The organism is Klebsiella sp. NPDC088457 (assembly GCF_044900465.1).
GTDB lineage: Bacteria > Pseudomonadota > Gammaproteobacteria > Enterobacterales > Enterobacteriaceae > Klebsiella.
Genome location: NZ_JBJDNH010000017.1, coordinates 100,368 through 112,865 on the forward strand (window position 1 = coordinate 100,368; position 12,498 = coordinate 112,865).

Sequence of the window (12,498 nt, forward strand, 5' to 3'; positions counted from 1 at the left end):
GACGAAAATGTGCGCCATGAACAAAGTTTGGGCGATCGGCGATGCGTCCGTGGACCTGGTGGCGGAAACGCCGGATAGCTACCTGAAATGTCCCGGCGGCGCATCGGCGAACGTTGGGGTCTGCGTGGCCAGGCTGGGAGGAGACTGCGGTTTTATCGGCTGTCTGGGGGACGATGAGGCCGGGCGTTTTTTGCGTCAGGTATTTCAGGATAACGGCGTCGATGTCTCCTTTTTGCGGCTGGATGCCGCGCTGACCAGCGCAGTGCTGATTGTTAACCTGACTGCTGAAGGGGAGCGCAGCTTTACCTATCTGGTGCATCCCGGCGCCGATACGTTTGTCTCGCCGCGGGACCTGCCGCAATTTCGCGCCCATGAGTGGTTTTACTTCAGTTCGATTGGCCTGACGGACAGCCCCGCTCGTGAAGCGTGCCTGGAGGGGGCCAGACGGATGCGCGAAGCCGGCGGATACGTCCTGTTTGATGTCAATTTACGTAGCAAGATGTGGCGGGATTCGGGCGAAATCCCGGGGCTTATCGCCCAATCCGCCGCCCTTGCGTCTATCTGCAAAGTCTCCGCCGATGAACTCTGCCAGCTGAGTGGAGCCCGTCGCTGGCAGGATGCCCGTTACTACCTGCGCGATCTGGGTTGTGCAACCACCATCATTTCATTGGGCGCGGATGGCGCGCTGTTGATCGATGCCCAGGGTGAACGCAGCTTCCCCGCGCCGAAAGTTGACGTCGTTGACACCACCGGGGCAGGCGACGCCTTTGTCGGCGGGCTGCTCTCCTCGCTCTCGCAAAGCAACGTCTGGAACCATGCTCTGCTGGCAGAGGCCGTCAATCGTGCCAACGCCTGCGGCGCGATGGCGGTGACGGCGAAAGGGGCCATGACCGCCCTGCCGTTTTCCGACCAGTTACACACTTTTTTGGCCAGCCATACGCTGGCGCAAGCCATGACCGTGAAATAAGGAGTCATCATGTACATCGATCAACATAAAATACTGGGGTGTCTGGTTGGCGCCGCCGCCGCCGACGCGATGGGGGCGGCAACGGAAGTCCGTACCCAACAGCAAATCAAAGACTACTTTGGCGGATGGGTAACGACCTTTCAGAAACCCCCGGCCGATACCTTTGGTCGTTGCAACGAAGCGGGCATGTGTACCGATGATTTTATCCAGGCAAAGTACATCATGGATGCGCTGCTACGCCACCAGCGTCAGGTGAGCGACGAGGCGATGCGTGAAGCCTTCCAGCGCTGGCTGGATTACCCTTTCTATGCCAATTTCACTGGCCCGACGACGCGTGCGGCGATGAAAGCGATATTTAACGATAATCGCGCATCGCTACAGGGCGAGCTGGAAGGCGAAAAACAGTCAGTACAGATTATCAACAAGGGCAATGCGGAGGCGACCAACGGCGCCGCGATGAAGATTTGGCCGGCGGCCGTGCTGCATCCCGGCGATATCGACGCGGCGATTGACTGCGCGCTGCAGATTTGCCGATTTACGCACAATAACGTGCTGGCGATGTCCGGCGCGGCGGCGATGGCGGCGGCGACCAGTGAAGCCTTAAAGATGCAGACCGATGCGGATAGCATTATTGCCGCGGGGGTTTATGGGGCGCAGAGAGGGCTCCTGCTCGCCCGGGAGCGGGGGGCGATGATGGTCGCCGGCCCTTCCGTCGCGCGGCGAATCGAACTGGCGGTTGATATCGGTAAGCGGCACCGTCACTGGGAAACCGCGATTGTGGAAATTGCGGATATTATTGGTTCCGGCCTGCACGTCAGCGAAGCCGTACCGGCGGCCTTTGGTCTGTTCGCGTGTTGTCCGGATTCTGCCGTAGATGCTATTATTTCCGCCGTTAATGTTGGCAACGATACCGATACCGTCGCGACCATGGTTGGGGCGATCTCCGGCGCATTCCATGGTGTAAACGCTTTTCCAGCCGATTATTTAACGACCGTGGATCGGATGAATCATTTCGATTTGGCAGAACTGGCCAGGCAAATCGCAGGGTAGCGTTTTTCACCCTGCCGGGGACGGCGAACCGTCCCCTGCTGGCGAAGACGTGAGGTGCGTAGTTTGCAGGTTGATAAAACGAGCTTTACTCCGCTTTATAAGCAATTGTTTTTTATCCTCTGTCAGCAGATCCAGAATGGCGCTTTGCCGGTGGGTAGCCAGCTGCCTACGCAAAAAGAGATTGCCAGGGCGTATAACGTTTCACTGATCGTGGTTAAGCAGGCCTGGAGTGAACTGATTAACGCGGGCATTATCTCATCGCAACGCGGTAGCGGCTCGATAGTGTGTACGGTGCCGGAGGGGGTCAACTATGGGCACACTTTTCGCGGCATCACCCGAGATTTGCAGGATGCCAGTATTGCGATTGAAAACCGGGTGCTGGAGATCGTTCCGCGCCGGGCGCGCGATGCGCATGCGGATGGGCTCAGCCTGCCGGCGCATCACCATTATCTGTACATTTCGCGTATTCGCTATCTGAACAACCGCCCTTTTAACCATGAGAAGATCTATCTCGACCTGAGTTTCTTCCCGGGCCTCGAATTAACGGCAGAAGCGCTGGCGCACACGTCGCTCTACTCCTTGCTGAACGTTACCAGCGACTCCGCGATTGAAAAAGTAGAGGCGGTTTTACCGTCTGCAGAACTGTGTGAGAAATTGCAGATTGCTGCCAACAAGCCGCTGCTCTCCGTCGCCAGACAGACTTTTCAGGCCGGGCGCGATATCCCGTTCGAGTATTGCCGTTACTACGTCCTGTCCGAGTATTTTGGCGAAATTCATTATCATTGACCTGGCGGCGTAGTGTGACGTTCGTCCGGATCTTCCGTCGGCCGGACAGTCTCACCGGTAGCGCGATCCGGAATACCTAAAAGACCTACCCTATCTGGCGTTTACCTGCCGGAACAACCGTCGTATTCTTGCTGAAAAAAACGACAGGAGACAGGTATGTCGCTCTGGTTTTCTCACCCTCTGTTCCTTCCCTCGCTGATTGTCGCAATCACTATTCTGCTATGGGCGACCTCGCTACTGCCGGAGTTTATGACGGCGCTGTTGTTTTTTGCCGCGGCGATGATGGCTAAAATCGCGCCGCCGGAGGTGATCTTTGGCGGTTTCGCCTCCTCGGCGTTCTGGCTGGTGTTCAGTGGTTTTGTCCTCGGTATTGCGATCCGCAAAACCGGGCTGGCGGACAGAGCGGCACGGGCGTTATCGGCCCGGCTGACGGACTCCTGGCCGCTGATGGTCGGCAGCGTCGTGCTGCTGAGCTATGCGCTGGCCTTCGTGATGCCGTCCAATATGGGGCGCATCGCGTTGTTGATGCCGATCGTGGCGGCGATGGCGAAACGGGCCGGTATCGAAGACGGCACGCGTTCCTGGTACGGGCTGGCGCTGGCGGTGGGTTTTGGTACCTTCCAGCTATCGGCGACTATTCTGCCGGCCAACGTCCCGAACCTGGTGATGAGCGGCGCGGCCGAAGGGTCGTACGGGATTCACCTCAACTATCTCCCCTATTTGCTGCTGCACACGCCGGTACTGGGCTGGCTGAAGGGCGCGGTATTAATCGCGCTGATCTGCTGGCTGTTCCCGGGGAAACCCCGTCCACCGCGCGATCTGACGCCGTTACCGCCGATGAGCCGGGATGAGAAGCGTCTGGCCTGGCTGCTGGCGGTCGTGCTGACTCTGTGGGTGAGCGAGAGCTGGCACGGCATTGGCCCCGCCTGGACGGGGCTGGCCGCGGCGGTGGTGACGCTGCTGCCGCGGGTCGGGTTTATCAGCGGGGAGGAGTTCTCCAGCGGGGTGAATATACGCACCTGCATTTACGTCGCCGGGATCCTTGGGCTGGCGATTACCGTCACCCAAACGGGGATCGGCGAAGTGGTCGGCAATGCGTTGCTGCAGGTCATGCCGCTTGATAAGGAGAGCCCATTTACCAGTTTCCTGGCGCTCACCGGTATTACCAGCGCCCTGAACTTTATTATGACCGCCAACGGCGTACCCGCGCTGTACACCACTTTTGCGCAGAGTTTTTCCGATGCAACCGGCTTCCCGCTGTTAAGCGTGATTATGATTCAGGTATTGGGCTACTCAACGCCGCTGCTGCCGTATCAGGCGTCGCCGATTGTGGTGGCGATGGCGCTGGGGAAAGTGCCTGCGCGGGCCGGGATGTTGCTGTGCATTGCGCTGGCGGCGGTCAGCTATCTGCTGCTGTTGCCGCTGGACTATATGTGGTATCAGGCGCTGGGGAAACTGTAGCGGAATAAGAAAACCCGGAGGCGGCGCTGGCGCGTCTCCTCCGGGCTATGCGTATTGCACTTTCCCGTACCCCGGTAGGCGGAGCGCCGCCGGGGGGGGGGCTATCGAACGTTACGCTTTTTTCGCCGCTTCGGCCGCTTTAACGATCACCGCGAAAGCGTCAGCTTTCAGGGATGCGCCGCCAACCAGCGCGCCGTCGATGTCCGGCTGGGTGAACAGCTCTGCGGCGTTGGAGGCGTTAACGGAGCCGCCGTACTGGATGATCACCTGCTCAGCCACTTTGGCGTCGGCTTTAGCGATGTGGTCACGGATGAATTTGTGTACAGCCTGAGCCTGAGCCGGGGTGGCGGATTTGCCGGTGCCAATTGCCCATACCGGTTCGTAAGCGATGACCACGCCTTCGAATGCCGCTGCGCCCTGGGTTTTCAGGACGGCGTCGATCTGACGTGCGCAAACTTCTTCCGTTTTGCCCGCTTCGTTTTCTGCTTCGGTTTCACCGATGCACAGAACCGGAATCAGACCCTGTTCTTTCAGGACGGCGAATTTCTTCGCGATGAGCTCGTCAGATTCTTTGTGGTAAGTACGACGCTCTGAGTGACCGATGATGATGTATTCAGCACCGACATCTTTCAGCATCTGAGCAGAGGTTTCACCGGTGAATGCGCCGGACAGGTTCAGGTCAACGTTCTGCGCGCCCAGGTGAATGTGGCTACCTTCCGCAGCATGCTTAGCCAGGTCGATGTACATTTCTGGCGGAGCGATTGCAACGGCACAGCCAGAAACGCCAGCCAGCTCGGTACGCAGGTTCGCAACCAGTTCGTTTACCATGTGGCGGCTGCCGTTCAGTTTCCAGTTACCCATCACTAAAGGATGTCGCATTTTAATTCTCCACGCTACTTAAGCGAATTAAGGAATATAGCCGCCCGTCAGGGCAGCATGGTCTGTCAAACAGTATAGAGATTCATCGTTGGAAAGGCTTTGCTTTTTGTCATTTATTATTGCTCTCCAGCGTTTCAGATAGCGCCAGCTTAATCGGTTCAACAGCGAAGGTCAGCCCCTTTTCGCCGTTGTCCGCGACGACATAGCGGATTGCGCCTTCCGTTTCCGAGAAGTAGCGTTTGCCCTTTCCGGCGGCGAGCATTTTTTGCAGTTTTTGCTGGCTCTGCGCCGCGCTAAAGGTGGGGACGAACGCGCGTAATACGGCGCTCATATACTCCTGTGCTTTGTTCCTGGCCGCTTTCTGCTCTGGCCCCTGAATAGGCAGCCAGGTTATCTGCATCGATTTTATTTTGAGCGTGCCGCGCTCCAGCGCGGTGGAGGCGTAGAGGTTCTCATTAATTTTGCTTGCCGCGCGCGTCAGGTTCGCCCGATCGCGGCTGGAGGCGATCGCGCGAAATTCATTCAGCTGGAGCTTCGGATTATCGGCGTTGAATTTCTCGCGAAACTCGCTGATGGAGATGTCAAAGGTCGGCGCGCCTGCCAGCAGATAGGGGGCGGTCGCGGCGGAGTCAGGTTCGGCGGACAACGCCTTCGGGCCGACAGATAGCGCTGTCAGCCCAATCAAACATACCGTTGCCCACGTCTTCATGCCAATCTTCCTTTTTTTGCCTGCTGACGATTAAAACGGGAACCGTCGCGCTTGTCAAAAAGTGACGGCTCCAGGGTAAACTATCCGCATGATGACGCTAAGGAATAAAAGATGACCCTACAGCAGTGGATGTTCTCAATTAAAGGGCGTATCGGGCGCCGTGATTTCTGGATTTGGATCGGGATCTGGATCCTTGCCATGGGCGCGCTGTTTACCCTGGCCGGTACGAATTTGCTCAACGTGCAGACCGCCGCTTTTATTCTGGTATGCCTGCTGTGGCCGACGGCGGCGGTCACCGTCAAACGTCTGCACGACCGCGGCAGGTCGGGGCTATGGGCGCTGCTGATGATTCTGGCGTGGATGCTGCTGGCCGGGAACTGGTCAATACTGCCGGGGGTCTGGCAGTGGGGAGTCGGGCGCTTTGTGCCGACGCTGATTATCGTCATGATGCTCATCGACCTGGGCGCGTTTGTCGGCACCCGGGGCGAGAATAAATTTGGCAAAGAGACGCAGGATGTTCGCTGGAGGGCGGCCTCCTGATCACCAGTATTGTTCGGCCGTCATGTGGCCCGGCCGGCGGCGCAGATGTTTGGTCATCTGCCGGGTCTCTTTGAGCAGCTGCTGGGTATCGCGCACCATCTGCGGGTTACCGCAAAGCATCACGTGGCTATTGTCGGCGTTCATCGGCAGGCCAACCGCCTCTTCCAGCGCGCCGGTCTCGATCAGAAACGGAATCCGCCCGGTCAGCGAACCGGCGGCGGTTTCGCGGCTCACAACGGTCTGAATCCGCAGCTTTCCGCCATAGCGCTGTTCTAATTCGCGCATCAACGGCAGGTAGCTTAAATCGGCCTCATAGCGTGCGGCATGGACCAGCACCAGGTTCTTAAAGCGCGCAAGATCCTGACCTTCCTGGAGAATGGACAGATACGGGCCGAGCGCGGTGCCGGTGGCCAGCATCCACAGCGTTTCGCAATCCGGCACCTCTTCCAGCACGAAGAAGCCTGCGGCTTCGCTGACCAGCTGAACTTCATCCCCCGGCTTGAGCGCTGCCAGGCGCGGGCTGAGTTTACCTTCAGGGACGGTGACCAGATAGAACTCCAGGTCGGGATTACCGGGGGCGTTAACATAGGAATAGGCGCGCTGTACGCGTTCGCCGTCGATTTCCAGCCCGAGCTTGGTAAATTGCCCGGCGGTAAACGGATGCACAGGCGCGTGTACGTACAAGCTGAACAGCGCATCGGTCCAGAACTCTACTTTTGTTACTTTGCCGCTAACCCAGTCCGCCATATTCTTCTCCCGTTGCGCGAAACGTAGCCCTATCTTCGTTGCAGACGGCGAAGATTTCCAGCCCAACGGGGCTGGAAAGCTCTATTGATCAAATATTTCACAGAATGTGGCGTTGGATGTCCGGGTCTTTACGATCGAGATAATGAATGGACTGGATCCGGCGAATGGTGCGGGATTTCCCGCGGATTAGCAGCGTCTCGGTGGTGGCCATATTCCCTTTGCGGGTGATGCCATCCAGCAGATCGCCTTTGGTGATGCCGGTGGCGGAGAACACCACGTTATCACTGCGCGCCATCTCGTCCAGACGCAGGACTTTACCCGCTTCGATCCCCATCTCTTTGCAGCGTGCCAGTTCGTTCTCACCGATGCGACGGTTTTCGGCGCTATCGCCTTTGACAGCGTGACGGGCCAGCAGGCGGCCGTGCATATCGCCGTCCAGCGCCCGAATGACCGCCGCGGAGACGACGCCTTCCGGCGCGCCGCCGATACCGTACAGGACGTCGACTTCACTATCCGGCATACAGGTCAGGATCGACGCCGCCACGTCGCCGTCCGGAATGGCAAAGACGCGTACGCCTAGCTGCTGCAGATCGGCAATCACCGCATCATGGCGCGGCTTGGCCAGAATGGTCACGGTCAGCTCGGTCAGCGGTTTGTTCAACGCGTTGGCGATATTGCGCAGGTTTTCCGCCAGCGGCAGGTTGAGGTCAATGGCCCCTTTTGCCCCTGGGCCGACAATCAGTTTTTCCATGTACATATCCGGGGCGTTCAGGAAGCAACCTTTATCGCCCACCGCCATCACCGCCAGCGCATTGGCCTGGCCCATGGCGGTCATGCGCGTTCCTTCGATGGGATCAACGGCGATATCGACAGCGTCACCCATGCCGGTGCCTACCCTCTCACCAATATAGAGCATGGGCGCTTCGTCGATTTCACCTTCGCCAATGACGATGGTGCCGTCGATATTAATCAGGTTGAGCATAATACGCATGGCGTTGACTGCTGCGCCGTCGGCGGTATTCTTATCGCCACGGCCCAGCCATTTATAGCCCGCGAGGGCGGCCGCTTCGGTCACACGCGAAAATTCGATGGCCAGTTCTCGTTTCATAATCCACTCGTTGTGATGAAAAATTGCGCGCAGCGGGGGCGTTGCCGCTCTCCCTACGCGTTGGAATAGCGTTCGGTTTCCGGCATCCAGCGCTCAATGAGCGCCTGAGCCTGCTGAGGGTAGCGTTCATGAATATGGCGGGCGATGCGCTGAACGTCCGGGATCAGCGCCTGATCGCGCAGCAGGTCAGCGACTTTAAACTCGGCGCTACCGGTCTGCCGGGTACCGAGCAGCTCGCCGGGGCCGCGGATTTCCAGGTCTTTCTGGGCAATGACGAAACCATCATTGCTATCGCGCAGGACCTGCAGGCGTTTCTGCGCCGTCTTCGACAGCGGTGATTTATAGAGTAGCACGCAGTGGGAGGCCACCGCGCCGCGCCCGACGCGCCCTCTGAGCTGGTGCAGCTGCGCCAGTCCCAGACGTTCCGGATTTTCGATAATCATCAGGCTGGCGTTGGGAACATCCACCCCGACCTCGATCACCGTCGTCGCAATCAGCAGATGCAGTTCGCCCTGCTTAAAGGCCTGCATCACCGCCTGCTTATCTGCCGGTTTCATCCGGCCATGCACCAGGCCGATGTTTAGCTCCGGCAGCGCCAGCTTGAGTTCTTCCCACGTTGCTTCCGCCGCCTGTGCTTCCAGCAGGTCGGACTCTTCAATCAGCGTGCAGACCCAGTAGGCCTGGCGCCCTTCCTGAGTGCAGGCATGACGCACCCGATCGATAATATCGTGGCGCCGGGTATCGGGGATGGCGACCGTAGTGACCGGGGTACGGCCCGGCGGGAGCTCGTCGATAACCGACGTATCGAGGTCGGCGTAGGCGGTCATCGCCAGGGTTCGCGGAATCGGCGTGGCGGTCATAATCAACTGATGGGGATGGAAGCCCTGCTGCTGACCCTTTTCCCATAGCGCCAGCCGCTGATGAACGCCGAAGCGGTGCTGCTCATCGATAATGACCAGCGCCAGGCCGTTGAACTGCACCTGTTCCTGGAAAATGGCGTGGGTGCCGACGATCATCTGTACCTGACCGCTGGCGATCGCCTCCTGTTGGGCCTGCCGCGCTTTGCCTTTTTGTTTGCCCGCCAGCCAGCCGACTTCAATCCCCAACGGCGCGAACCAGTGGCGGAAGTTATTGGCATGCTGTTCCGCCAGCAGTTCAGTCGGCGCCATCAGCGCCACCTGTTTGCCGTGCGCTATCGCCCGTAGCGCGGCGAGGGCGGCAACCAGCGTCTTGCCGGAGCCGACGTCGCCCTGCACCAGGCGCATCATCGGCACATCGAGCGCCATATCGCGTTCAATCTCGGCGGTGACCCGCTGCTGAGCGCCGGTCGGTTGAAAGGGCAGGGAGGCCAGCAGCTGGTTTTTTAACGTCTCGTTAGCGCTGAGCGCCAGGGCGTGGTAGCGCTGGGCGCCCGCGCGGAGCGCCAGCATGCTTAGGTTATGCGCCAGCAGTTCTTCAAGAATTAAGCGTTGTTGCGCCGGATGTTTGCCGCTTTCGAGATCGCTAAGCTGCAGCGACGGCGGCGGGCGATGCAGGGTGCGCAGCGCCTCCGGCAGGCTCATCATCCCCTGCGCCAGTTCGGGTGGCAGCAGCTCGGCGATGGCGCAGGTGTCCAGTAGCTCCAGCGCCCGATCGGTCAGCTTACGCAGCGTCGCCTGCTTAATACCTTCGGTGGTCGGGTAGACCGGCGTCAGCGTCTCCTGCAGCTCAGGCGTACTCATATCGCCCTGTACGCGGTACTCCGGGTGAATCATCTCCGCGCCGTATTTGCCGCGTTTGGCTTCTCCGTAGGCCAGCACGCGCCGGCCGGTCGCCAGGCTGTTCTTCATGGCGGCGTTGAAGTTGAAAAAACGCATGGTGAGAATGCCGGAACCGTCGCTGATCTGACAGGTCATCATCCGGCGGCCGCCGAAGGTGATGTTGCTGCTGAGGACTTCGCCTTCTACCGTGGCGTAGACGCCCGGCAGCAGTTCGCCGATCTGATAAAGATGGGTACGGTCTTCGTAGCGTAACGGCAGGTGCAGCAGCAGATCCTGCACGGTATGCAGGCCGATTTTCGCCAGTTTGTTGCTTTGCGCCGCCCCTACGCCGGTTAGCGAGTTGAGCGGGACTGCATCTAACAGGCGGCCTGCCATTTACTCTTCATCCTGCAGGCTGCATCTTTGGCGACTCGCTCCTGCGCCGCCGCGGGCGGTGTGCTGCGCTGAGCCGGATGCCTGCATGGTTGCCCACCATGCGTCATCGGCTTCGACTTCGCCCTCGGCGTTCACGTACGGATAGGGCAGACCTTTTTGTTTTGCCACCCTCGCCAGCACCGGATAACCGCCTTCAAACAGCAGGCGCTGCTGTTCTTCTTTCGCCAGCATGCTGTTCTCGCGCGCATACATGCCGGCGTTTTGCCGCTGGCGCTGGGCTTCGTACAGAATCAGGGCGGAGGCGACGGAGACGTTAAGCGACTGCACCATGCCAATCATCGGAATGATGATGTCCTGGTCGGCCAGGGCTAAGGCTTGCGGGGTGATACCGGTTTTCTCCTGGCCCATCAGGATACAGGTGGGCCGGGTGTAGTCTATTTCCCGAAAATCGACGGCTTTATCTGAGAGGTGGGTCGCGAGGATTTGCATGCCCTGGCCCTTTAAATGGCCGACGGCGTCGTCAATCGAGCGGTGTGTTTTGACCTGTACCCAGCTGTTGCTGCCGGCGGCGGCGGAGGCCATAGTGTGCATGCGGCTGCTGGGCCAGATGGCGTGCACTTCATGCACGCCAACGGCGTCTGCGGTACGAATAACCGCAGAGACGTTATGAGGTTTATGGACCTGCTCCATGCAGACCGTCAGATCAGGCTGACGCCTGGCGAGCATCTCACAGATACGCGCATAACGCTGTGGGTTCATAACCACTTCATCCTTCAAATTGCCTCGGCGTTGGCTTCTGGTTACTCGGCCGATCCATGAGCCTTACCCTTACGGGCCACCGCTCCGCGGTGTTCAAATCTGTACCTGACAGATTTGTCACTCACCCCGGTCACGTCCTTCTGTGTGCGCCAGGGGAGGCATTCGCTTGCCGCGCCTCGCCGCTTCGCGGCCAGCGTACACGCTGTTCAGCACGCTAAATGCATTTTGCGCTGCAACCCGAATGCTTTGGCCTATAAAACTAGTTTCGGTTACGGGTGACTTTTATCACATCCGGCATGACGCGAATTTTGCGCATAATATTCGCCAGATGCACGCGGTCGCGCGCCGTGAGGCGGATAAAGGCACTGTAGACTCGGCCATCTTTCTCTTCGGTATTCAGGCTCTGAATATTAGAAGAGGCGGTGTTAATGGCTGCCGTAAGATTCGCCAGCGCACCCTGGTGGTTAAACATATCCACCTTAATTTCGGTGATAAACTCCTGGGCGGTCTCTTTATCCCACTCGACGGCCATGAACTTCTCTGGCTCTTTCTGATAGCCACGGATGTTACGGCAGGACTCATGGTGAATAACCAGGCCTTTTCCGGGGCTGACGTGGGCAATAATCGGATCGCCAGGTATCGGGCGGCAGCACTTGGCAAAGGTAATCAGCACGCCGTCGGCGCCTTTAATCGGCAGATGACCGTGGCCTGAAGATGCGCCTTGCGCCGGTGCGGTGACGGTTTCACCTTGCTGCAGGTTTTTCGCTACCACCACGCTCATCGCGTTACCGAGGCCGATTTCCGCCAGCAGATCGTCAAGGCTGGCCAGCTTCATGCGTTCGAGTTCGCGCTGAATGCTTTCCGGCGGGATTTCCGCCAGTTTGCGGCTGCCCCCCAGAGCATGGTTGAGCAGACGGCGACCCAGGCTGACGGAGTCATCGCGCTTAAGGTTTTTCAGCAGCTGGCGGATTTTGGCGCGCGCTTTCGAGCTGACGACAAAGTTCAGCCATGCGGCATTCGGCCGGGCGCCCGGCGCGGTAATAATCTCCACCGTCTGGCCGCTGGACAGCGACTGCGACAGGGGATACGGCTGGCGATCGACGCGGGCGCCCACGCAGGCATGGCCGATATCGGTATGCACCGCATAGGCGAAATCCACCGGCGTCGCGCCGGCAGGCAGTTCGACAATGCGCCCTTCCGGGGTGAAAACGTAAATCTCATCCGGGAACAGATCGGATTTCACGCTCTCGATAAATTCAAACGAGCTACCTGCGCTTTGCTGCAGTTCCAGCAGGCTCTGCATCCAGCGCTGGGCGCGGATTTGCGCCGTGGTGCTGCTCTCACCGCCGTGCTCTTT

12 protein-coding genes are annotated in these 12,498 nt (G+C 59.1%); 5 read left to right on the forward strand and 7 right to left on the reverse strand.

The features are described from left to right. The first annotated feature begins 7 nt into the window (after positions 1–7). The 4 genes from ACI2JR_RS13000 (at position 8) to ACI2JR_RS13015 (ending at position 4,264) form a co-directional block, all read left to right on the forward strand. Positions 8–967 carry an aminoimidazole riboside kinase gene (locus tag ACI2JR_RS13000; protein WP_462478712.1) on the forward strand — a complete coding sequence of 320 codons (960 nt, stop codon included), beginning with the start codon at positions 8–10 and terminating at the stop codon, positions 965–967. Positions 968–976: 9 nt separating this feature from the next. Continuing rightward, on the forward strand, positions 977–2,017 hold the full coding sequence (locus ACI2JR_RS13005; protein ID WP_462478713.1) for an ADP-ribosylglycohydrolase family protein: 1,041 nt from the start codon (positions 977–979) through the stop codon (positions 2,015–2,017). 63 nt (positions 2,018–2,080) lie between these two features. Next, complete coding sequence (locus ACI2JR_RS13010; protein ID WP_132729269.1) at positions 2,081–2,803, forward strand: GntR family transcriptional regulator; 723 nt, start codon at positions 2,081–2,083, stop codon at positions 2,801–2,803. Between the two features lie 156 nt (positions 2,804–2,959). After that, positions 2,960–4,264 (forward strand): SLC13 family permease, encoded by a 1,305-nt coding sequence (locus ACI2JR_RS13015; protein WP_462478714.1) that lies wholly within the window; start codon positions 2,960–2,962, stop codon positions 4,262–4,264. A 111-nt stretch (positions 4,265–4,375) separates the two neighbouring features. On the opposite strand, the gene tpiA is transcribed toward ACI2JR_RS13015, so the two are convergent. Beyond that, on the reverse strand, positions 4,376–5,143 hold the full coding sequence (tpiA, locus tag ACI2JR_RS13020; protein WP_132729271.1) for a triose-phosphate isomerase: 768 nt from the start codon (positions 5,141–5,143) through the stop codon (positions 4,376–4,378). Between the two features lie 109 nt (positions 5,144–5,252). After that, positions 5,253–5,852 (reverse strand): DUF1454 family protein, encoded by a 600-nt coding sequence (locus tag ACI2JR_RS13025; RefSeq protein WP_132729272.1) that lies wholly within the window; start codon positions 5,850–5,852, stop codon positions 5,253–5,255. Between the two features lie 111 nt (positions 5,853–5,963). On the opposite strand from ACI2JR_RS13025, the gene ACI2JR_RS13030 reads away from it, so the two are divergent. After that, positions 5,964–6,392 carry a DUF805 domain-containing protein gene (locus ACI2JR_RS13030; RefSeq protein WP_132729273.1) on the forward strand — a complete coding sequence of 143 codons (429 nt, stop codon included), beginning with the start codon at positions 5,964–5,966 and terminating at the stop codon, positions 6,390–6,392. Here the strand turns inward: ACI2JR_RS13030 and fpr are convergent, their stop codons facing one another. The 5 genes from fpr to ACI2JR_RS13055 all read right to left on the reverse strand — a co-directional run. Then, entirely contained in the window at positions 6,393–7,139 is a 747-nt protein-coding gene (gene fpr / locus ACI2JR_RS13035; protein WP_462478715.1) for a ferredoxin--NADP(+) reductase, read from the reverse strand. A 97-nt stretch (positions 7,140–7,236) separates the two neighbouring features. Further along, entirely contained in the window at positions 7,237–8,247 is a 1,011-nt protein-coding gene (glpX, locus tag ACI2JR_RS13040; RefSeq protein WP_462478716.1) for a class II fructose-bisphosphatase, read from the reverse strand. A 53-nt stretch (positions 8,248–8,300) separates the two neighbouring features. Beyond that, complete coding sequence (gene recG / locus ACI2JR_RS13045) at positions 8,301–10,382, reverse strand: ATP-dependent DNA helicase RecG (RefSeq protein ID WP_132729276.1); 2,082 nt, start codon at positions 10,380–10,382, stop codon at positions 8,301–8,303. Beyond that, positions 10,383–11,141 (reverse strand): tRNA (guanosine(18)-2'-O)-methyltransferase TrmH, encoded by a 759-nt coding sequence (trmH, locus tag ACI2JR_RS13050; protein ID WP_462478717.1) that lies wholly within the window; start codon positions 11,139–11,141, stop codon positions 10,383–10,385. Between the two features lie 259 nt (positions 11,142–11,400). After that, positions 11,401–12,498, reverse strand: a 1,098-nt coding sequence (locus ACI2JR_RS13055) for a TGS domain-containing protein (protein ID WP_462478718.1), incomplete at its 5' end; no start/stop codon positions are given.